Consider the following 20,292-nt stretch of genomic DNA (forward strand, 5'->3'; position numbering starts at 1 on the left):
CGGCGCACGAAACGCCCGCGCCGCGAACACCGGCTCCGGCAACGCCGCCCGATCCAACTTCCCCACCGGCGTCAACGGAATCTCTTCCAACACCACGATCGACGCCGGAATCATGTAAGCGGGCAACGACTCGGAGATGAAGTCGACGAGTTCGGTGGTGTCGAAGTCGATCCCGATACCCGCCGCGTCGACCGTGGCCGCTTCGGGCAGCACGTAGGACACCAGCATGGTCGTCCCGTTCGGTTGCCGTTTGCCCAAGGTCACCGCGAACTCGACATCCGGATGGCGGCTCAGCGCGTCATCGATCTCGCCCAGTTCGACGCGGAAGCCACGAACCTTCACCTGGAAGTCCGAACGTCCCAAGACCTCGATGCCACCCGAACTCAGGCGACGGGCCAGATCGCCGGTCAGGTACATGCGCGACCCGGGACTACCGGCCTCACCGCCGAACGGGTTGGCCACGAAGCGTGCCGCGGTGAGACCCCGCCGGTCCAGATAGCCCTGCGCCAGCGCGGGACCCGACAGATACAGCTCGCCGATCACGCCGGCCGGAGCCGGGCGCAATCGGGAATCCAGCACGAACAAGCCGAATCCGGGTATCGCGCTGCCGATGGTGACCGTCTCGCCCGGCACGAGCGGCGCGCTGCTTGTCGCGATGACGGTGGCCTCGGTGGGGCCGTAACCGTTGATCATCGCGCGGCCGTCACCGGCCCACCGGTTCACCAGGTGGGGGCCGAACCTGTCGCCGATGACCATGACGACGCGCAGGTCTGTCAGGCCCGCGGGGTCCACCGATTCCAGCGCACCGGGAGTGATGAGCATGTGCGTGACACGTTCGCGCCGGAGCAGATCGGCGAGTTCGAACCCGCCGAACACCGTCGGCGGCGCGATGACCAGGGTGGATCCGGTGGCGAAGGCGAGCAGCAGTTCCAGCACCGACACGTCGAAGTTCGGCGAGCAGATGTGCATCACCCGCGAGCCTTCCGTGACGTCGTAGCGCTCGCGTTCGGACGCCACCATCGCGCCCAATCCGGAATGGGTGACTACGACGCCCTTGGGCCGGCCGGTCGAACCGGAGGTGAAGATGACGTAGGCGGGGTGCTGCTCGGTGAGCAGCCGCACCCGATCGGTGTAGGAGACCGGGTGCGCGGGCCACCGCCCGATTCGCTCCTGGTCTCGCGGATCGTCGAGTTCGATCCAGGGGAGGGAGGTGCCGAGCGCCTCGCGGTAGGCGGAAGTGGTCAGACCGAGCGCTGCTCCGGAATCGGACACCATGTAGGCGATCCGGTCGGGCGGATAGGTCGGATCGATCGGCACATAGGCGGCGCCCGTCTTGGCGATCGCCCACACCGACAGCACCGACTCGAGCGAGCGCCGTATGCCGATGGCCACCACGTCACCGGGGCCCAGTCCTCGGTCGATCAACTCCCGCGCCAGCCGAGACGAACTTTCGTCGAGCTGCCGGTAGGTCAGCTGCACGGTGTCGGCGGGATCACCGGTCGGAGAGAACCGGATCGCCACCGTGTCGGCGGCGGATTCGACCGCGGCGGTGAGCAGTTGCCCGAAGAGGGGAGCGCCGGAGCGGCGACGGCGATTTCCACGCGCAGAACGTCGATCCATCTTCATTCCCGTACTCTCTCCTTCAGGCGGCGCCGGTTCTCACACCGAACACCCTCGATCCGACCCACGACCTCGCTACTTGCTCGCAATGGTGTCGCAGACACACCGGTAGTCCTCTCGCGAGAAGTCCGGAGTGCCTGCCCCCGCCCGGACAGTACACAGCCGGTGACCTGCCTTCGGCACGGCATACGGCAGCGCCGGGCGAATTATGCTGCGTCTCACATCTTTCGCCGACCAGGCGCTCCAGTCCAGTGCCGCCGCACTCCCGCGTCCCTCGGCTTGCCTGCGCTCCGACTCACGATGCCCGGTCTCGGCGGTGCGGGTCCGCTCCGCTTGCTATTACGAGAATGCAAGCGCGGCAAGCGATCTCGATGACGTCGATGACGCATAGGCGGATCGGCGGTTGTGTCAGGGACGCGGCGATCCCCCGGCTGTATCGAGAGCGGTTGCCGTCCGCGGCATCAGGGGAATGTGCAAGCGGGACCACCACCGGAACTGTCGACGTACCCGGCGCGCAGCATGCGCAGCAATCGGCACAGCGCCTGGGTGGCGGATCCGGTCGACGCCGACCCGGACTCCGCGATGGGCGCCTGCCGTTCGAGCGGCGCGGCGGACGCGGTCGACAGCGGAGCGAGGAGTGTGGCCGTCACGAGGAGGCTCGTGGTGATCGCCTTCATGGGCACGAGTATTCGGCGAACTCCTGCGCGTCGCACGACCCCATTCATCGGGGCGCACCACACGCCGTCCGCGCGATCCCGCTGCGCGGGTGGCGCCGCTACCGCTGTCCCAGCGGATACAACGACCAGGCCGTCGCCTCGATCGGCACCGCCGCGGCGGGTCGGTCCATCCGGCTGGTCTTGGATCCTGTGGTGAATTCGGGATCGGTCCCCATGATGACGCGCCCTTCGTTGTTCACCAGCACCACTCGCCGGTCATATGCGCGGAAGCGTGGCAGCAGAATCTCCTCGATCGAGGCGACCGGGACGTCCGCACCGGCGATTCCGAGGAAAGTTCCCGAGCTGATCGTGACCGGTACCGCGAAGGTGCAGACGTACTGATCGGTGCACGCGTAATCGAGACACGGCCCATGCGCCCAGCGGCGGCCCTGCTCACGCGGTATCGCGAACCATTCCATTCCGGTGTAGTCGTAGAAGTATTCGCTGTGGGGATTCAATTCCAGCACCAGGCGTTGCGGCCTGCGCTGTGCGTCCAGCAACCACCACTCCAAGTACCTCGGGCGATCGGCGAGAATGCCGTCGGCCATCACTACGCCCGCGCTTTCGAGCAGCTTCCCGCGCCGCTCGAGTTCGCCGACGATGGTCTCGCGCAGAGGTGCCAAGTCGGCCGATCGGGGGGCGAGCTTCCGCTCTCCGGTCAAGGCTTCCCACAGTGTGGCCAGCTCCGACCCGATGATTCCCAGCGACCGGTAGACCTCCTCGGCCAGCTCCGTGACGGCCGAAGCGAGCGACTCGACGGTCACCGGGGCGGCATCTTCATCGGTGTCCCTCATGGATCAACTGAGCTCCAAGCGAAGGGCGACGAGGCGGCGGATACGTGATTCGGTTTGTGATTCTGCCAGCTCTCTCGCCCGGATATCGTCTTCTCTTTCGATCGCGTCCACCAAATCACGGTGAGCGGTCGCCTCGGCCGCCGGATCCAGTTCCAGCCCGGGCAACCAGAGCAGTGCGGAGAGTTCGGTTTGCAGAGCGACCTGGGCACGCGTCAGTCGGGTGGATTGTGCGCACACCGCCATTTCGATATGAAAGCGGCTGTCGGCCCGGCGCGCCGAAATGGGTTCGCTGCTGCCCTCCAGCCGGTCGGCCAAGGACCGGAGCCGGGCGATATCGGCCCGCAGTCCGCGGCGCGCGGCGAATACGGCGGCCGCGCCGGTGACGGCGAACTGTTCGTCCCCCAGATCGCGCAATTCCTGGATGCTCATCTGCTGCAACTTCACCAAGGACGTGCTCTCCAAGGCCTCCGCGGCGCCCTGGATGAAACTGCCACCGCCGCGTCCGCGCTTGGTGTGCACGATGCCGCGTTGTCGGAGGACGGCCAGCGCCTCCCGCAGGGTCATCGTCGACACACCCAACTGGTTGGCCAGTTCGGTCTCACTCGGCAACTGCTGGCCGTCGACCATCAGGCCGAGGCCGATGGCGGCACACAGTCGCTGCACCACGGCCTCGGTTTTCGGACCGCCACCCTCGAGCGGTGACAGCACGGCACCGAGAGCGGACAACCCGGCGCTCTCCCGCTTGGACAACGCGACTCCTCGATGGGATGTAGCTCGATCCTAGTCAACGAACACTTGAAACATGAAGTCTGAGATTAGAGGTACCGCCGTCGAATGCCCGGCTCGACACGGGAGCGGACGTACGCGAGCAGTGATAGTTGCGCCCGGCATTGAACTATGACCTCTAATGTCTTATGTTAATCGCTGTGGAACTGGCCGCAGAGGCGCCCGGACCCACGGGCGTCGCGATCGGAGTGGGATTTCTTCATGTCGGAGAGCCGGAGCAGGCATAGCGAGCGACCACGCCGGCGCGTCCGCTGCCGTGGCGGGTCGGCGGCCGAGACAACGGTGTTACGGCTGGTAGGCCATGAGGGCGAGCACGAACGCGGCGCGCGGCGTCGGGGTGTCGGCGATGGATGACGTACGCCATACGGAAGTCGACGGCGTGCGGGTGACCTGGCGTTTCGTGCGGCACCATCTGATCGCGATCGTCGCCGTGGACAACACCTGCGATGCGTCACCCGTTGTCTCCTTCAGCCCCGAGAATTACCCCGACCTCGCGGGGGCACGAGAACTTCTCCCGGAGCTGGCGAGGCTGTGGGACGCGGTGCGCCGGGAGTTCTGGGCGAAACTCATCCCGCCGGTGCCCATGGCGACCGGACAGCAGGCGTGGGCATGACGCTCGCGAAGCGGCCATGACTCGAGGCGGCGGCACGCCCGGCGGTGTCGCCGGGCGTGCCGCTCGGTACTTACGCGGGCCGGATCTCAGTCCCGCGTGATGGCTCCCTCCACGCGCCGCCAGATGCCGAGCGGGTTGTCCGCGCGGATCTCATCGGCGAGAAGATCATCGGGGACGTTCTGGTAGGCGACCGGGCGCAGGAAGCGCTCGATGGCGCGGCTGCCCACGGAGGTGGTCGCGGGCGCGCTGGTAGCGGGGAACGGGCCGCCGTGGACCACCGCCACCAAACATGATCGCCACCGACTGGCGCGAACTCGGCCACACCGTGCGCGCGGGGGCGGTCGATATCCCGCTCGCCGACCCGCATTTCTGGACCATGGCGGGCTCGGTCCGGGTCGCCCAGTTGTGCGACGCGTGGGGGCTGACCTGGGGCTCGCACTCCAACAACCACTTCGATGTCTCCCTGGCGATGTTCACTCACGTCGCCGCGGCCGCCCCCGGCACCATCACCGCCATCGACACCCATTGGATCTGGCAGGACGGCCAGCGCATCACCCGCGACCCCTACCGCATCGCCGACGGCATGCTCACCTTGCCCGCGCGCCCAGGACTCGGCGTCGAGCTCGATGACGAGCGGGTCGCCGCCGCCAACGAGCTCTACCACCGGGCCGGCCTCGGCGATCGCGACGACGCCGCGACCATGCAGTACCTCGTGCCGGGCTGGCGCTTCGATAGCAAGCGACCGGCGCTGGTGCGCTGAACTCGTCGCAGGGCCGCTCGGACACCGGATGGGCGGGGGTGTCCGAGCGGCCCTGCCGCATCCGTCGAATCCCCTTGGCGAACATGTGTTTGGAACCACGGCGAGGAGGCATTACCCCAGCGGACAAGCTCGACAAGGAGGTTCGGATGTCGGCTGGAGTATGGGCAATCATTGTCGTCATCGCCATTGTCGTCGTCGTGGCCATCATCGCCTTGCTGGTGTGGCCCGCGCTGCGCAGGCAGCGACTACGGCGCCGGTTCGGCCCGGAATACGACCGGACGGTCCAGGAACTCGAGGACCGCAAGACCGCCGAGCGGGAGCTCGCAGAACGCGAGCGCAGGCACTCGCAGTTGCGGTTGCGTGATCTCTCGGAGGACGAGAAACGGGTCTATTCCACCCGCTGGGTAGAGGTGCAGGAACGATTCATCGACGACCCCGCCGGGGCGCTGACCGAAGCCGACCGCCTCGTCACCACGATCATGTCAGAGCGCGGCTACCCCACGGAGAACTACGAGCAGCAGCTCGCCGATCTCTCCGTGGAGCACGCCGAGCCGCTGGGCCATTATCGCGCCGCGCACGAAATCGCGACTCGACCCGCGGGCGCCGCGGTGTCCACCGAGGATCGTCGCACGGCCATCGTGCACTACCGGGAACTGTTCGAAGACCTGGTCGGAGTGACCGATCAGGGGAAGAAGGACGTGAAATAATGAGTACCGAGTCCGAACGGCGGCCCTACAGCGTCGAGGCGGAAGGCGAGTCGGCGACAGCGGGGGAAACCCGCGCCGAGTCGCAGTACGACGGGTCCGGCGAGGCCGAGCGTCGGCACGAAGCAGGCGCTATGAGCGAATCCGCGGCAACGCGCCAGGATACCGGGCAGGCGGCGAACCCTGATCTGATCGACGAGGCGGGACGCGCACGGACCACCGACGCCGCGTCCGAGCCGGATCGGCCCGGTTCCGTGGCTCAGGAAGCGGAGTCGTCCCGCGGGAACGCTCCGGCAGGACAGCACGCCACCCACACCGAACTCGGCGACGATGCCGAGCGCGGCAGCATCGGGACGGCCGAACAAGCCGCTGCACACGACTCGGGTACCGGTTCGGGCGTCACGCCGACCGCTGCCCCCGCGGCCGAAGACCGGCCCGCGCCGCTGTTCGCCGACTCCGACCTCGATCGCCTGCGCACCCAGTGGCGGGAGGCCCAGGTGACCTTCGTCGACGATCCGAGTGACGCCGTCGCCCGTGCGGACACCCTGCTCAGCGACATCATCGACCAGATCACCGCCACCTACCAGCAGCGCAAGCGCGAACTCGACGAGCGGCGCGGCGACACGTCCGACACCGAGGGGCTGCGGCAGGCGCTGCGCGGGTACCGGGCGTTCTTCGACCAGCTGCTCTCGATCGGCGGCTAGTCACGGAAGTCGTTACCCATGAGTGTCTTCCGACTGGCCGGCGGAACGGTCGATCACGCGACGAACTGGGTCGCCCGGCAAGTGAAAGCGCGGGTTCCCACCGCGGACCCCTCCGACCGTGACCCGAAGTTCATCGCGGACACCATGGGCCTCGGCTGGCTCTTGGTGCGCCTCTACTTCCGGGCGGAGGTGCGCGGCCTGGAGCGGATCCCCGAGCAGGGGCCGGTGTTGCTGGTGAGCAACCACTCGGGCGGGAACGTCTCGCCGGAGGTGCTGGTGACAACCCTGGCCTTCGTCCGGCGTTTCGGCCCGCACCGGCCCTTCTTCCAGCTCGCCCACGACATGGTGATGGCCTACCCGGTGATCGGCTCGTTGCTGCGCCGCTTCGGCACGGTGAACGCCGACCCGGGCAACGCCGAGCAGGCGCTGCGCGACGGCGCCGCCGTGCTGGTCTACCCCGGGGGCGACTGGGAGGTGCACCGCCCGACCTGGGAGGAGGACCGCGTCGACTTCGCCGGTCGCACCGGTTTTCTCCGCCTGGCCTGGAACGAGCGGGTGCCGATCGTGCCGGTGGTGAACATCGGTGCGCAGCAGACCCAGCTGGTGCTCACCCGCGGCGACCGGATCGCGCGCCTGTTGCGGCTGGACCGCATGCTGCGGCTGAAGGTGTTCCCCATTTCGATCGCTCTTCCGTGGGGGCTCGACGTCGGTGACCTCGCCGGGCATCTGCCATTGCCCAGCAAGATCACCGTCGAGTTCCTGGACCCGATCGATCTGCGGGCGGTGTCGGGTCCCGAGCTCGACCCGAAGGCGGCCTACCAGCACGTCACCGGGATCATGCAAGAGGCGCTGACCAGGCTGGACGAGGAACGCGACCTGCCGATCGTCGGCTGAACGGATCCGTTCGCGCCATTCGCGGCTCCGGCGACACTTTTTATGGTACCGTTCGTAACATATATTCCTGCGTGTGATGGAGGTCTCCCGTGCGCGACATCGCGCATGATCAGGTCGGATGGTTCGCCGCACCGGGCGCCGAGGGCGGCGGAGCGGCGCTGGACCAGGTAGCGATCATGACCGGCGCCGCCGGAGTGGTGGCCCTCGTCCTGCTGTGGGTCGGGTATCTGCACCGCACCCGCCGGATCAGCTGGCTGCAGCGGGTCGCCGATCGTCTCGGCCGACTGTTCAATCGCCCCGGCTGGGTCGCCCTTCCGCTCGCGATGTTCCTCGCGACGATTCTGACGGCTTTGCTGGGCTTCATCTGGGATGTCAGCCTGCACGTGGGCAACGGCCGCGACAACGGCCCGCTGGCGAATCCGGCGCACTACTTCATCCTGGCGGGATTGTTCTTCCTGTTCACCGCCGGGATGTCGGCGATCGTGCTGCCCTTGGACGAGAAGCCGGGCGCCGCGGCGGTCCGCATCACCCGTACCTGGTACGCGCCCGTCGGCGGCATCCTGATCGCGGGCGCCGGTCTCTACGCCTTGATCGGCTTCCCGCTCGACGACATCTGGCATCGGATCTTCGGGCAGGACGTCACGCTGTGGGGGCCGACGCACCTGATGCTCATCGGCGGCGCGGGTTTGTCGCTGGTCGGTGTGTTGCTGCTCGAATTCGAGGGCAGGCACAGCAGGCCCGAACCCGACCGAGCCGACGGCCGGTTGATGTGGCTGCTGCGGTCATTCGCCTTCGGTGGCCTGCTCATCGGGCTGTCGGTGTTCCAGGTGGAATTCGACTTCGGCGTGCAGCAATTCCGGCTCGTGCTGCAACCGATGCTCATCGCCGCCGCGGCGGCCATCTCCCTGGTCGCCGCGCGCGCGAGCCTGGGGCCGTTCAGCACGCTGGTGGTGGTCGGCTTCGCCGCTCTGGTGCGGACCGTGGTGGCCGTGCTGGTCGGCGGTCCGATCATCGACGCGCCACGCAATGTCTTCCCGCTCTATCTGGGCTGCGCGGTCGTGGTGGAACTGCTCGCGCTGCTGCCGCTGACCCGGCGGCCGATCTGGTGGGGCGCGCTCTGCGGTCTGGGGATCGCGACTGTTGGGTTGTGGCTCGAATCGCTCTGGGTCGGTGCGATGTTCGTCAACCCCTGGCCGACCGCCATGTGGCCGGAACTACTGGTGATGGCAGTGCCCACCGGCGTCGCGGGCGGTGTCGTCGGCGCTCTGCTGGCGATGACGTTGCGGGGCGAGCCGCTGCCACGTCCGCCGGTGCGCCGCGGGTTGATGAGCGCCGCGGTGTTGATCGTGGCGGCCGCGACCGCCAACGGGTTGCTGATCGACGTACCGGAACAGGCCACCGCCACGGTCACACTGCGCGACGCCGGATCGGACACGGACAAAAGGATGGTGCTCGCGGACGTCCGCGTCACGCCCGGTGATCTCGTCGGTTCCGATCCCGAATGGATGCAGATCCTCGCCTGGCAGGGCGGGATCGGCTCGGACAGTCCCGGCCGTGGGCTGGTCGTCGACCACCTCCAGCGAGTGGAAGCCGGGCACTACGTCTCCACCGAACCCGTTCCGGCGCACGGGTCGTGGAAGACCGTCCTGCGCATGCAGGACGGGCGCGTGTTGACCGCGGCGCCGATCTTCATGGCCGCCGACCCCGGCATCGGCGTCGAGGAGGTGCCCGCCCTCGCCTCGTTCACCCGGCCGTTCATCGGCGAGATCTCCGTGCTTCAGCGGGAGCGGTCGTTCGACTACCCCTCCTGGCTGTTCGCCGCGGCGTCGCTCGTCGTGCTGGCGTGCAGCCTCATCCTCGTCGGGGCGCTGTCCTGGGGCGCGGCGCGCATCAACGACCGGTATCCGCGCACGAGCCGAACGGCCGTGCCGGAACCGGCGGTGTCCCGATGACCCGTGGCTCCGGCAGCGTGGACGTGCTGGCCGATCATTCGCTCCTGCTCGCGATCCCCGCCTTCCTGCCCGCCCTGCTCGTCGTCGCCGTCGTAGTTCTCGTCGCTGTGCGAGATCGTCGCGCCGAAGAGCGCGATCGAGCGTCCGGTTCGCCGTCCGAGCACGGCGGGGAGAAGGAGGAGTGATGGCTTTCGCGCGGCATTGGGGCGCGCTCGTCCTCGCGGGTGGTCTGCTCGTGGCGGGCTGCGCCTTCTCGGATCCCGCCGCCGACGCGCCGCCGGCCACCGTAACCGGGGAGTCGGACAGTCTCGTCGTCGCCGTGCGGATCGCCGCCGGCTCGGTCAGCCCGGCCGACGTCCGCCTGGAAACCAGGGTGGGACGACCGATCGAACTCGTGGTCGACAGCGACACCGACGACGAACTGCACGTCCATGCCACGCCCGAGCACACCTTCGCGATCGCCCCCGGTGCCGGTCAGCGGTTCCGCTTCACCGTGGAAGTGCCAGGGCGGGTGGAGATCGAACTGCACCACGCCCGGCGCACGGTGGCGACGCTGCTCGTGCGCGGATGACAGTTCTCGCCCACGGCATCGGCGGTGCCACCGACCTGCCGATCCCGTTGTCGTACGCGCTCATCGGAGCCGCCTGGGCCTTGACCTTCTCGTTCGCGGTGCTGGTGCTCGCCTGGCGCGAACCCCGGCTCGATTCCCGGTCGCCGGGGGTCGCGCTGCCGTCGGTGGTGCGAGCGCTCGTGGACTCGCGGGCGGTCCGGGTCGCGATCTCGACGGTGAGCGTGGCCGTTGCCATCGCCGTCGTCGCGATCGGCCTGTTCGGGCCATCCGCCCCGGCACGCAACCCCGTCCCCGGTGTCGTCTACATCTTCCTGTGGGTCGGTGTCATGGTCGCCTCGCTGGTCGCCGGACCCGTGTGGAAGGTCTTGTCACCGGCGCGTGCGGTGCATCGCGCCATCTGCCTGGTGTGGGGGCGTCGGCCCGCCGACGGTCTGGTGCGCTATCCCGATTCTTGGGGACAGTGGCCCGCGGTGCTGGGTTTGTTCTCCTTCGTGTGGCTCGAACTGGCCTACCCGGAACCCGGTTCGGTGAGCGCCGTGACGACGTGGTTCGTGGCCTACCTGGTGGTGAGCACGACGGGACTGATCGTGTGCGGCACCGCATGGGCCGAGCAGGCCGATCCGCTGGAGGTGTACAGCAGTCTGGTGGGCAGGCTGAGCCCGGTCGGCCGGCGCGAGACCGGTGCACTCGTTCTGCGATCGCCGTTGGACAACCTCGCGGGCACTCCGGTGCGGATCGGCGGGGTGGCCGTTGCCGCCACTTTGCTCGGCTCGACGGCGTTCGACAGCTTCACCACATTCCCTTCCTGGCGCGGGCTGCTGGCCGACGCCGGTGACACTGGATCCGATGTCCTGCCGACCCTCCTGAAGACGGCCGGGCTGCTGGGCTTCATCCTCGTCGTCGCCGTCGCGTTCCGGACCGCCTCCCGCGCCACCGGCGGCCTCTCCGCGGCCGAGCGGACATTGCTTCCGGTTCGCCTCGCCCACAGCCTGACCCCGATCGTCGCGGGCTATCTGGTGGCCCACTACCTCACGTTCCTGGTCGAGAAGGGTCAGGCGACGCTGCTCTTGTTCGCGGATCCGTTCGGACGAGGGTGGAACCTGGCCGGCCTCGCCGACCGCGACGTCGCCTACCTCCTGTCCACCCACCCCGCGGTGCTCGGCACGATCAAGGTGCTGGCCGTGGTGATCGGCCACATCCTCGGCGTAGCCGCCGCGCACGACCGTTGCCTACGGCTGCTGCCGCGGGCCCACCGGGTCACCGGCCAACTGGCTCTGATGCTGGTCATGGTGGGTTTCACCTTCACCGGTCTCTACCTTCTCTTGGAGCACCCGTTGGGCAGCGAATTCGCTACGTCTGTGGGTTCATAGCGCGTTAGGTCACTGCAGCACCGCGGCCTCGCCGCAGCGACCGGCGCCGGCGCCGAGATGCTCGATGTCTTCGCCGCCCAAGTCCGCCCCGTCACCGACGGTGCGGAAATCTTCCCTGGCGTCCACGCCCTGGCCCTTCCGGGCCACAGCCTCAGCCATCTCGGCTACATGATCACCTCACCCGGGCACCGGCTGGTCGCGTTCGGCGACGCGATGCAAACCATGTGGAACGGGGCTCCGGCGTGGTCGCGGGCTGTTCGCTGATGTCCGAGTCAGGTGTCAGCGGTCGTGTCAGACCGGTGTCAGGCCGGTATCAGGCAGGCGGGCGACAGTATTCGCATACCAACCGAGTCACACTGTTGCAAAGGAACAATCGCCATGTCGATCACCCTGACCGACCAGGACAAGAACATCCTGCGGACCGCCGCCTACGGTGCCGTTTCGCTGCTGTCGGCCACCGGCACGCCGCACCGGTCGGCCACCGACGCCTCCATCGCCCTGACCTCGGCCACCGGCCTGGCCGGGCATGTGCTCGCCGCGAAATCCGGTGAGATCGAACTAGACGGCAAGTCCGTCGCCGAGCTCGCCGACCAGGTGCTGCCGGCCCTGACCTCGGCCATGCACCTGCTGGCGCCGGATCCGGCCGAGGCCGGCAACTTCCGCAGCACCGTCCTGATCGCCGTCGACGCGGCGGCCCGGTCTTGCACGGGCGAGCCCAGCCCTACAGCGGCTGCGATGGTCGGCAAGATCACCGCAGCCCTCGACGCCGCGGACAGCGCTGCCGGGCCGGATCGCCCCGAACTGCAGCAGATCCTGGAAGAGTTCGTCGAATCCGGCATCACCGGGATCACCCTGCGCGTGCGCGACGAGCACGGCGAGTGGATCGGCAGCGCCGGGGTGGCCGAGTTGGGCGGGACCGCGAAGCCGCCGGTCGACGGGCACGTCCGGATCGGTTCCAACACCAAGACTTTCACCGCGACCCTGGTGCTGGCGCTGGTGGCCGAGGGTAAGGTCGACCTGGACACCCCGGCCGCCGCCTATCTGCCCGAGTTCGATCTCGACCCGCGCATCACGGTGCGAATGCTGTTGCAGCACACCAGCGGCGTGTTCAACTTCACCGGCGAGTACTACCCCGACGGGACAATGGTGCCCGGGATACCCGCCACCACCTCGGGCAAGGAATGGGTGGACAACCGGTTCCACACCTACCGGCCGGAGGAACTGGCCCGGCTGGCGCTGTCCAAGCCGGCGCGTTTCGAGCCGGGTACCGACTGGAGTTACTCCAACACCAATTACGTTTTGGCCCGGCTGCTGATCGAGAAAGTCACCGGCCGCTCGGTCGCCGCGGAGATGCAGCGACTGATCATCGGTCCGCTCGGCTTGTCGGGAACCGCCGCGCCGAGCACCCGGACCGAGATCCCCGAACCGCACGCCCACGCCTACTTCCGGTACGAGGACGACGGAGTTGAGCAGACGGTCGACGTCACCCGCCACAACCCCTCCTGGATCTCCAGCGGCGGCGACATGATCTCGACCACTCAGGATTTGCAGACCTTCATCTCCGCCCTGACGAGCGGCAAGCTGCTGCCGGCCCCGCTGCTGGCCGAGATGTGCAATCCGCATGCGACGCCCCTCCCGGGCATGGGCTACGGCCTGGGAGTGTTCCTGCAGGACACCGCCTCCGGCGGCACCGTGATCACCCACAACGGCGGCGCAGCGGGCCACGCGGCGCTGATGTTCAGCACCCCCGACGGCAGCAAAATCCTCACCGCCGCACTGAATTACGTCGACGACGCCGCACTGTCGCTGGCCGTCCCGTTCCAGCAGGCGACCCAGAAGCTCGCCGAGACGGTGTTCTGAACCACCTCCGCTCGCGCAAACCGCGCACCGGAAGAAGTCTTTCTTCCAGATCACATAGGAACTTCGCGCGGCACCTGTCAGATGTAGGTGTAGCTGACGGCGTTACTGGTTCCACCCGCGGTGATGACGGTGATATCCACCGGCCCCGTCCCCGGAACAGCGGTCGCGGTGATCTGCGTATCGGAGTCCACGACGAAGTCGGATGCCACGATGCCGAACCTCACCGATGCGCCGGTAGCGAGACCTGTCCCGGTGAGGACAACCGTATTCCCGCCTGCTTCGGGCCCCGAAGTCGGGTTGACCGATGTCAGAGTGGGGACCGGAACATAGGTGTAGGACACGCCGTTGCTGGTGCCGTTCGGGCCGGTGGCGGTGACCTGCACGGTACCCGTTCCGGCAGGGGTGAAAACGGCGATCTCCGTATCGGATTTGACAGTGAACGATGTCGCCGGCGTACTACCGAACGTGACCGCGGTGACTCCGGTCAGGCCGGTCCCGTTGAGGTAGACGAGGTGTCCGCCCGCTTCGGGCCCCTGGAACTGGAAGATCGACGCCAGTGCCGGAATGTAGGCGTAGGCGACGCCGTTGCTGGTACCAGCCACCGTGGTGACGGTGACCTGCGCGGTCCCTGTCCCAGCAGGGGAGACGGCCGTGATCTGGGTATCGGAATCGACAGTGAACGACGGAGCCGCCGTACTTCCGAACGAGAGCGCACTGGCAGTGGACAGATTCGTGCCGGTGAGGGTAACAGTGGTCCCGCCTGCCGCCGAGCCCGCACTCGGACTGATCGCGTTCAGAGTGGGAGTCGCGGCACAGGTGCAGGGATTACAGTTACCCGTCCTCGTAATGGTGAACTGAAGCGTCCCGGTCACGGTAATGGTCGTGGTACTCACGCATGGTGAATACGAGTAAGAAAGACCATTACTGGTTCCACCCGGACCGGTGACGGTGACCTGCACGGTGCCCGTCCCCGCGGGAGCGGTGGCGGTGATCTGTGTGGCGGAGTCGATCGTGAAGGCGGCTGAGGTGGTACCGAATTGGACAGTTGTGGTATCGGCGAAGCCGGTACCGGTGATCGTGACGCTGGTACCCCCCGTCGTGGGGCCGGACGTCGGGGCGAGGGAAGTGATGGTAGGCATGGCGTTGCCCCTTTATTGCTGAATGGTTCCTCGGCACCGGGTGGTGCTCAGTTGTGTGGGCGGCCCGCCTTTCCATTAACTCCCATGCAGCGGTCGCTGAGCAATGCATCTTCAATCCGGTTTAGTCCGTTTCCAATTCGCCTTTCACGCGGCAGCCGCTATCTTGTCGAGCATTGTTCCGAAGGGGCACGGATACGAGACCGGGCCGCCGGCACAACGTGCCGGCGGCCCAGTCGAATCACCTGTCAGATGAAGGTGTAGGCGACGCCGTTGCTGGTCCCACCACCTGTCGTGGCGGTGATCTGTACGGTGCCGGTTCCGGAGGGAGAGACTGCCGTGATCTGTGTGGCGGAGTCGACCGTGAAAGAAGCCGCCGGTGTCGCACCGAAATCGACGGCGGTGGTTCCGGTCAGATCGGTTCCGGTGAGAACGACCGTCGTGCCGCCCGCTGCCGTCCCCGAATTCGGTGTGACCGTAGTCAGGGTGGGAGCCGGGACATAGGTGTAGGCGACACCATTGCTGGTTCCACCTGCCGTGATGACAGTGATCTGCACAGTCCCCGTCCCCGGAACAGCGGTCGCGGTGATCTGTGTATCGGATACGACGGTGAAGTCGGACGCGGAGATACCGAACAGAACCGCGCCCGCGGTAGACAAGCCGGTCCCGGTCAGGGTGACCGTGTTACCGCCTGCTTCGGGCCCTGAGGTGGGGCTGTCCGAGGTCAGGGTGGGAACCGGGATATAGGTGTAGGACACGCCGTTGCTGGTGCCGTTCGGGCCGATGGCGGTGACCTGCACGGCGCCCGTCCCCGCGGGGGCGAAGGCCGTGATCAGTGTGTCGGAGTCGACCGTGAACGAGGTTGCCGGTGTGCCGCCGAAGGTGACCGCGGTGACGCCGGTCAGGCCGTTCCCGGTGAGGAAGACCTGATTTCCGCCTGCTTCCGGCCCTTGGAAGGGGAACGCCGAACTCAGGGCCGGGACATAGGCGTAGGAGACGCCGCTACTGGTACCACCCGCGGTGGTGACGGTGACCTGCGCCGTTCCCGTTCCGGCGGGAGTGACGGCCGTGATCTGCGTCGGGGAGTCGACGGTGAACGAAGCCGCCGGTGTCCCGTCGAAACTGACGTCGGTCGCTCCGGTCAGATCCGTTCCGGTGAGAACGACCGTCGTCCCGCCCGCTGCCGTTCCCGAGCTGGGCACCACCGTGGTCACTGTCGGAACCGGTGCAAAGGTGAAGGCCACGCCATTGCTGGTACCACCCGGGGTAGTGGCGGTAACCTGCACCGTCCCCGTTCCGGCCGGAGAGACCGCGGTGATCTGTGTCGGGGAGTCGACGGTGAACGAAGCCGCCGGTGTCGCACCGAAACCGACCGCGGTCGTTCCCGTCAGATCCGATCCGGTCAGGACGACCGTCGTCCCACCCGCCACCGGTCCCGAGTTGGGAACCGCGTTGGTGAGAGCGGGAACCGGAATGTAGGTGTAGGCGACGCCGTTGCTGGTGCCGCCCACGGTGGTGGTGGTGACCTGCACCGTCCCGGTTCCGGCGGGAGTGACGGCCGTGATCTGTGTGGGGGAGTCCACGGTGAACGAGGTTGCCGGTGTCGCACCGAAGCTGACCGCGGTAGTTCCGGTCAGATCGGTGCCGGTGAGGACAACCGTCGTCCCACCCGCTGCGGTTCCCGAGTTCGGTGCCACTGTGGTCAGAGCGGGAGCCGGAACGTAGGTGAAGGCCACGCCGTTGCTGGTCCCACCCACGGTAGTGGTGGTGACCTGTACTGTTCCCGTTCCGGCGGGAGAGACTGCCGTGATCTGGGTCGGGGAGTCGACGGTGAACGAGGCCGCCGGTGTCGCATTGAAAGTGACGGCTGTGGTCCCGGTGAGGTTGGTCCCGGTGAGAACGACCGTTGTCCCACCACCCTCGGGCCCCGAATTCGGCACCACCGTGGTCAGTGCGGGGGCCGGAACATAGGTGTAGGCGACGCCGTTGGTGGTTCCGCCTGCGGTGGTGGCGGTGACTTGTACGGTCCCCGTTCCGGCGGGAGCGACTGCCGTGATCTGTGTCGCGGAGTCGACCGTGAACGAAGCCGCCGCTATCGCACCGAAAGTCACTGCGGTCGCTCCGGTCAGATTCGTTCCGGTGAGAACGACCGTTGTCCCACCACCCTCGGGCCCCGAATTCGGCACCACCGTGGTCAGTGCGGGGGCCGGAACATAGGTGTAGGCGACGCCGTTGGTGGTTCCGCCTGCGGTGGTGGCGGTGACTGGTAAGGTCCCCGTTCCGGCCGGAGCGAGGGCGGTGATCTGGGTCGGGGAGTCGACGGTGAACGACGTAGCCGGTGTCGCACCGAAACTGACCGCGGTCGCTCCTATCAATCCCGTCCCGGTCAGGATGACCGTCGTTCCGCCGGTGACCGGCCCCGCGCTCGGCACTACCGTGCTCAGCGTGGGAACGGGGATGTAGGTGTACGTGACGCCGTTACTGACTCCGCCGACGGTCGTGACGGTAACCGCAACGGAACCCGTCCCCGCGGGGGCGACCGCGGTGATCTGGGTCGCGGAGTCGACCGTGAACGAGACCGCCGGTGTCGCACCGAAAGTGACGGCTGTGGCCCCGGTCAGATTGGCCCCCGTGAGAACGACCGTCGTCCCACCCGTGACCGGACCCGCACTGGGAACCACGCTAGCCAGGGTGGGAGCCGGAACATAGGTGTAAGCGACGCCGTTGCTCGTTCCGCCTGCAGTGGTGGCGGTGACCTGCACGGACCCCGTGCCCGCCGGGGTTACCGCGGTGATCTGGGTCGCGGAGTCGACGGTGAACGACGTCGCCGGTGTGCCACCGAAAGTCACCGCCGTCGCTCCGGTCAGGTTTGTTCCGGTGAGCACGACTGTCGTCCCACCGGTGACCGGCCCCGCGCTCGGCACTACCGTGCTCAGCGTGGGAACGGGGACGTAGGTGTAGGCGACGCCGTTGCTGGTTCCGCCTGCGGTGGTGGCGGTGACTTGGACTGTTCCTGTTCCGGCGGGTGTGACGGCGGTGATCTGTGTTGCGGAGTCGACGGTGAACGACGTTGCTGGTGTCGCACCGAACGTGACAGCGGTGGCTCCGGTCAGGTTGGTCCCGGTGAGCACGACTGTCGTTCCGCCGGTGACCGGACCTGCACTCGGCACCACGGTGGTCAGAGTGGGAGCTGGAACATAGGTGTAGGCGACGCCGTTGCTGGTTCCGCCTGGGGTGGTGGCGGTGACTTGTACGGTTCCTGTTCCGGCCGGAGCGACGGCGGTGATCTGTGTTGCGGAGTCGACGGTGAACGACGTCGCCGGTGTCGCACCGAAACTCACCGCGGTGGCTCCGGCCAGGTTTGTTCCGGTGAGAACGACTGTCGTTCCGCCGGTGACCGGCCCCGCGCTCGGCACTATCGTGCTCAGGGTGGGAACAGGAACATAGGTGTACGAGACCCCGTTGCTGGTACCGCCGACGGTGGCGACAGTGACTTGCACTGTTCCTGTTCCGGCGGGCGCGACGGCCGTGATCTGGGTCGACGAGTTGACTGTGAACGACGTCGCCGGTGTCGCACCGAAACTCACCGCGGTGGCTCCGGCCAGGTTTGTTCCGGTGAGAACGACTGTCGTTCCGCCGGTGACCGGCCCCGCACTGGGCACTACCGTGCTCAGGGTGGGAACAGGGACGTAGGTGTAGGACACCCCGTTGCTGGTTCCACCTGGGGTGGTGACAGTGATTTGGACTGTTCCTGTTCCGGCGGGCGCGACGGCGGTGATCTGTGTGTTCGAGTTGACGGTGAACGACGTCGCTGGCGTGGCACCGAAGGTGACGGCTGTAGTACCGGTCAGATTCGTTCCGGTCAGGACGACCGTTGTTCCACCAGCGACCGAACCCGCGCTCGGCACCACCGAGGACAGAGTCGGAACCGCGACGTAGGTGTAGGACACCCCGTTGCTGGTTCCACCTGGGGTGGTGACAGTGATTTGGACTGTTCCTGTTCCGGCGGGCGCGACGGCCGTGATCTGAGTGTTCGAGTTGACGGTGAACGAGATCGCCGGTGTCGCACCGAAACTCACGGCTGTAGCACCGATCAGATTCGTTCCGGTGAGAACGACTGTCGTTCCACCGGTGACCGGACCCGCACTGGGCACCACCGTGCTCAGGGTGGGAACAGGGACGTAGGTGTAGGACACCCCGTTGCTGGTTCCACCTGGGGTGGTAACAGTGATTTGGACTGTTCCCGTTCCGGCGGGCGCGACGGCGGTGATCTGGGTCGAGGAGTTGACGGTGAACGACGTCGCTGGTGTCACACCGAAACTCACCGAGGTGGCTCCGGTGAATCCTGTTCCGGTGAGAACGACCGTCGTTCCACCCGTCACTGGTCCCGAACTGGGCACCACCGAGGACAGAGTCGGAACAGGGATGTAGGTGTAGGACACCCCGTTACTGGTTCCGCCTGGGGTGGTGACAGTGACTTGCACCGTTCCCGTTCCGGCAGGCGCGACGGCGGTGATCTGGGTCGACGAGTTGACCGTGAACGAGGTCGCCGGTGTCGCACCGAAGGTGACGGCTGTAGCACCGGTCAGATTCGTTCCGGTCAGGACGACCGTCGTCCCACCTGCCGCTGGACCGGAATTCGGCACCACCGAGCTCAGACTGGGCGCGGCGACATAGGTATAGGGGAGTCCATTGCTGGTGCCACCGGCGGTGGTGACGGTTACCTGTACCGTCCCTGTACCCGCAGGAGCGACCGCCGTGACCTGCGTGTTGGAGTTGACCGTGAACGAGGTCGCCGGTGTACCACCGAAAGTGACCGCGCTGGCAGTGGCCAGGCCCGTGCCGGTGAGCACGACGGTTGTGCCGCCGGTGGTGGGCCCCGAACTCGGGTTGATCGACGTGAGGGTGGGAACTCCGGCATAGGTGTAGGAGACGCCGTTGCTGGTTCCACCGGAGCCGGTGACGGTGACCTGCACCGTGCCGGGCGACCCGGCGGGGGCGGTGGCCGTGATCTGGGTCGGCGAGTTGACAGTGAAAAGGGTTGCGGTGGAGCCGAACCGCACGGTCAGGGGACCGGTGAAGTTGGTGCCGGTGATCGTGACACTGTTCCCGCCCGAGGTGGGACCCGCTGTCGGGGAGATCGACGTGATGGTCGGGACTATGACATAGACGAAGGTGACCGGGTTGCTGGTGCCACCCGGCCCGGTGACGGTGACGGATACGATGCCGCTCCCGGCAGGAGATACCGCGGTGATCTGGGTGTTGGAGTTGACCGTGAACGACGTGGCCGGCGTGCTTCCGAAATTGACCGCGGTGACTCCGGTCAAGCCGGACCCGGTGAGCGTGACCGTCGTCCCGCCGGAGGTGGACCCTTGGCTGGGGCTGACGCTGCTCAGGGAAGGAACAGGGAGATAGGTATAGGAGACCCCGTTGCTGGTTCCGGCCGCGGTGGTAACGGTGACCTGTACCGTACCGGCCGACCCGGCGGGCGCGATGGCCGTGATCTGGGTCGGGGAGTTCATGGTGAAAGTTGTTGCCGTGTTGCCGAATCGCACGGTCGTGGGACCTGTGAACCCGGTGCCGGTGATGGTGACGCTGGTACCGCCCGTCGTTGGTCCGGACGTGGGCGAGATGGATGTGATGGTAGGCATGGCACAGCCTCCTGTTGCCGTGGTGGTGCTGATTGCTCTGCACCGGATTGGTGCACGACTCGATTGGCGGCCCGCTGTTTCCATTAACGCCCCAGGACTAGTTGCTGGGCAACGCATCTTCGATCTGTTTTAGTCCGTTTTGGATGCCGTCGGTGATCGCT

17 protein-coding genes and 2 pseudogenes are annotated in these 20,292 nt (G+C 67.1%); 11 read left to right on the forward strand and 8 right to left on the reverse strand.

Annotated elements, in window-relative coordinates; translation table 11 throughout:
- The 4 genes from ABZ803_RS32810 to ABZ803_RS32825 all read right to left on the reverse strand — a co-directional run.
- Positions 1 to 1,626 (reverse strand): amino acid adenylation domain-containing protein (locus ABZ803_RS32810; RefSeq protein ID WP_357045339.1); only part of this gene is annotated, 1,626 nt, incomplete at its 3' end.
- Positions 1,627 to 2,081: 455 nt separating this feature from the next.
- Positions 2,082 to 2,297, reverse strand: a complete 216-nt coding sequence (locus ABZ803_RS32815; RefSeq protein ID WP_357045341.1) for a hypothetical protein — start codon at positions 2,295 to 2,297, stop codon at positions 2,082 to 2,084.
- A 98-nt stretch (positions 2,298 to 2,395) separates the two neighbouring features.
- Positions 2,396 to 3,130: a cache domain-containing protein gene (locus tag ABZ803_RS32820; protein ID WP_357045343.1), complete on the reverse strand. Its 735-nt coding sequence runs from the start codon at positions 3,128 to 3,130 to the stop codon at positions 2,396 to 2,398.
- A gap of 3 nt (positions 3,131 to 3,133) precedes the next feature.
- On the reverse strand, positions 3,134 to 3,880 hold the full coding sequence (locus tag ABZ803_RS32825) for a GntR family transcriptional regulator (protein WP_357045345.1): 747 nt from the start codon (positions 3,878 to 3,880) through the stop codon (positions 3,134 to 3,136).
- 337 nt (positions 3,881 to 4,217) lie between these two features.
- Here ABZ803_RS32825 and ABZ803_RS32830 point away from each other — a divergent pair, with 337 nt between their 5' ends.
- Positions 4,218 to 4,529, forward strand: coding sequence for a hypothetical protein (locus ABZ803_RS32830; protein WP_357045347.1), 312 nt, complete (start codon positions 4,218 to 4,220; stop codon positions 4,527 to 4,529).
- 86 nt (positions 4,530 to 4,615) lie between these two features.
- Here the strand turns inward: ABZ803_RS32830 and ABZ803_RS32835 are convergent.
- Positions 4,616 to 4,810: pseudogene (locus ABZ803_RS32835) on the reverse strand (aldehyde dehydrogenase (NADP(+))); the annotation flags it as partial.
- A gap of 5 nt (positions 4,811 to 4,815) precedes the next feature.
- Between ABZ803_RS32835 and ABZ803_RS32840 the strand changes: the two are divergent.
- From ABZ803_RS32840 to ABZ803_RS32875, 8 genes and pseudogenes are all read left to right on the forward strand, one after another.
- Positions 4,816 to 5,289: pseudogene (locus tag ABZ803_RS32840) on the forward strand (enolase C-terminal domain-like protein); the annotation flags it as partial.
- Between the two features lie 146 nt (positions 5,290 to 5,435).
- A complete protein-coding gene (locus ABZ803_RS32845) occupies positions 5,436 to 5,996 on the forward strand; it encodes a hypothetical protein (protein WP_357045349.1) in 561 nt (186 codons plus the stop codon).
- Entirely contained in the window at positions 5,996 to 6,697 is a 702-nt protein-coding gene (locus ABZ803_RS32850; RefSeq protein ID WP_357045351.1) for a hypothetical protein, read from the forward strand. Before ABZ803_RS32845 ends, ABZ803_RS32850 begins: the two co-directional genes overlap by 1 nt.
- Before the next feature lie 18 nt (positions 6,698 to 6,715).
- Positions 6,716 to 7,591: a lysophospholipid acyltransferase family protein gene (locus ABZ803_RS32855; RefSeq protein WP_357045353.1), complete on the forward strand. Its 876-nt coding sequence runs from the start codon at positions 6,716 to 6,718 to the stop codon at positions 7,589 to 7,591.
- Between the two features lie 176 nt (positions 7,592 to 7,767).
- Positions 7,768 to 9,543 (forward strand): hypothetical protein, encoded by a 1,776-nt coding sequence (locus ABZ803_RS32860; RefSeq protein ID WP_357045457.1) that lies wholly within the window; start codon positions 7,768 to 7,770, stop codon positions 9,541 to 9,543.
- Positions 9,540 to 9,728 (forward strand): hypothetical protein, encoded by a 189-nt coding sequence (locus ABZ803_RS32865; RefSeq protein WP_357045355.1) that lies wholly within the window; start codon positions 9,540 to 9,542, stop codon positions 9,726 to 9,728. Before ABZ803_RS32860 ends, ABZ803_RS32865 begins: the two co-directional genes overlap by 4 nt.
- Positions 9,728 to 10,114 (forward strand): hypothetical protein, encoded by a 387-nt coding sequence (locus ABZ803_RS32870; RefSeq protein ID WP_357045357.1) that lies wholly within the window; start codon positions 9,728 to 9,730, stop codon positions 10,112 to 10,114. The genes ABZ803_RS32865 and ABZ803_RS32870 overlap by 1 nt, the downstream gene beginning before the upstream one ends.
- Positions 10,111 to 11,484 carry a hypothetical protein gene (locus tag ABZ803_RS32875; RefSeq protein WP_357045359.1) on the forward strand — a complete coding sequence of 458 codons (1,374 nt, stop codon included), beginning with the start codon at positions 10,111 to 10,113 and terminating at the stop codon, positions 11,482 to 11,484. The genes ABZ803_RS32870 and ABZ803_RS32875 overlap by 4 nt, the downstream gene beginning before the upstream one ends.
- Before the next feature lie 9 nt (positions 11,485 to 11,493).
- On the opposite strand, the gene ABZ803_RS32880 is transcribed toward ABZ803_RS32875, so the two are convergent.
- Positions 11,494 to 11,643, reverse strand: coding sequence for a hypothetical protein (locus ABZ803_RS32880; RefSeq protein WP_357045361.1), 150 nt, complete (start codon positions 11,641 to 11,643; stop codon positions 11,494 to 11,496).
- A 219-nt stretch (positions 11,644 to 11,862) separates the two neighbouring features.
- Here ABZ803_RS32880 and ABZ803_RS32885 point away from each other — a divergent pair, with 219 nt between their 5' ends.
- Entirely contained in the window at positions 11,863 to 13,344 is a 1,482-nt protein-coding gene (locus tag ABZ803_RS32885) for a serine hydrolase domain-containing protein (RefSeq protein WP_357045363.1), read from the forward strand.
- 77 nt (positions 13,345 to 13,421) lie between these two features.
- On the opposite strand, the gene ABZ803_RS32890 is transcribed toward ABZ803_RS32885, so the two are convergent.
- Positions 13,422 to 14,483 carry an IPT/TIG domain-containing protein gene (locus tag ABZ803_RS32890; RefSeq protein WP_357045365.1) on the reverse strand — a complete coding sequence of 354 codons (1,062 nt, stop codon included), beginning with the start codon at positions 14,481 to 14,483 and terminating at the stop codon, positions 13,422 to 13,424.
- Positions 14,484 to 14,728: 245 nt separating this feature from the next.
- The gene (locus ABZ803_RS32895) at positions 14,729 to 20,068 is read right to left on the reverse strand and encodes an IPT/TIG domain-containing protein (protein WP_357045459.1); all 5,340 of its coding nucleotides are present in this window, start codon (positions 20,066 to 20,068) and stop codon (positions 14,729 to 14,731) included.
- Here ABZ803_RS32895 and ABZ803_RS32900 point away from each other — a divergent pair.
- The gene (locus tag ABZ803_RS32900) at positions 19,974 to 20,264 is read left to right on the forward strand and encodes a hypothetical protein (protein WP_357045465.1); all 291 of its coding nucleotides are present in this window, start codon (positions 19,974 to 19,976) and stop codon (positions 20,262 to 20,264) included. The genes ABZ803_RS32895 and ABZ803_RS32900 overlap by 95 nt on opposite strands.
- The last annotated feature ends 28 nt before the right edge of the window (positions 20,265 to 20,292 follow it).

Source organism: Nocardia sp. NPDC047648 (assembly GCF_040642815.1).
Lineage (GTDB): Bacteria > Actinomycetota > Actinomycetes > Mycobacteriales > Mycobacteriaceae > Nocardia > Nocardia gamkensis.

Bases quoted from the DNA above. Each gene is read 5' to 3' on its own strand.
- ABZ803_RS32850 (WP_357045351.1), top strand. From the start codon at position 5,996: ATGAGTACCGAGTCCGAACGGCGGCCCTACAGCGTCGAGGCGGAAGGC.
- ABZ803_RS32855 (WP_357045353.1), top strand. From the start codon at position 6,716: ATGAGTGTCTTCCGACTGGCCGGCGGAACGGTCGATCACGCGACGAAC.
- ABZ803_RS32865 (WP_357045355.1), top strand. From the start codon at position 9,540: ATGACCCGTGGCTCCGGCAGCGTGGACGTGCTGGCCGATCATTCGCTC.
- ABZ803_RS32820 (WP_357045343.1), bottom strand. From the start codon at position 3,130: ATGAGGGACACCGATGAAGATGCCGCCCCGGTGACCGTCGAGTCGCTC.
- ABZ803_RS32885 (WP_357045363.1), top strand. From the start codon at position 11,863: ATGTCGATCACCCTGACCGACCAGGACAAGAACATCCTGCGGACCGCC.
- ABZ803_RS32875 (WP_357045359.1), top strand. From the start codon at position 10,111: ATGACAGTTCTCGCCCACGGCATCGGCGGTGCCACCGACCTGCCGATC.
- ABZ803_RS32845 (WP_357045349.1), top strand. From the start codon at position 5,436: ATGTCGGCTGGAGTATGGGCAATCATTGTCGTCATCGCCATTGTCGTC.
- ABZ803_RS32815 (WP_357045341.1), bottom strand. From the start codon at position 2,297: ATGAAGGCGATCACCACGAGCCTCCTCGTGACGGCCACACTCCTCGCT.
- ABZ803_RS32900 (WP_357045465.1), top strand. From the start codon at position 19,974: ATGGCCGTGATCTGGGTCGGGGAGTTCATGGTGAAAGTTGTTGCCGTG.
- ABZ803_RS32870 (WP_357045357.1), top strand. From the start codon at position 9,728: ATGGCTTTCGCGCGGCATTGGGGCGCGCTCGTCCTCGCGGGTGGTCTG.
- ABZ803_RS32890 (WP_357045365.1), bottom strand. From the start codon at position 14,483: ATGCCTACCATCACTTCCCTCGCCCCGACGTCCGGCCCCACGACGGGG.
- ABZ803_RS32830 (WP_357045347.1), top strand. From the start codon at position 4,218: ATGAGGGCGAGCACGAACGCGGCGCGCGGCGTCGGGGTGTCGGCGATG.
- ABZ803_RS32860 (WP_357045457.1), top strand. From the start codon at position 7,768: ATGACCGGCGCCGCCGGAGTGGTGGCCCTCGTCCTGCTGTGGGTCGGG.
- ABZ803_RS32880 (WP_357045361.1), bottom strand. From the start codon at position 11,643: ATGGCTGAGGCTGTGGCCCGGAAGGGCCAGGGCGTGGACGCCAGGGAA.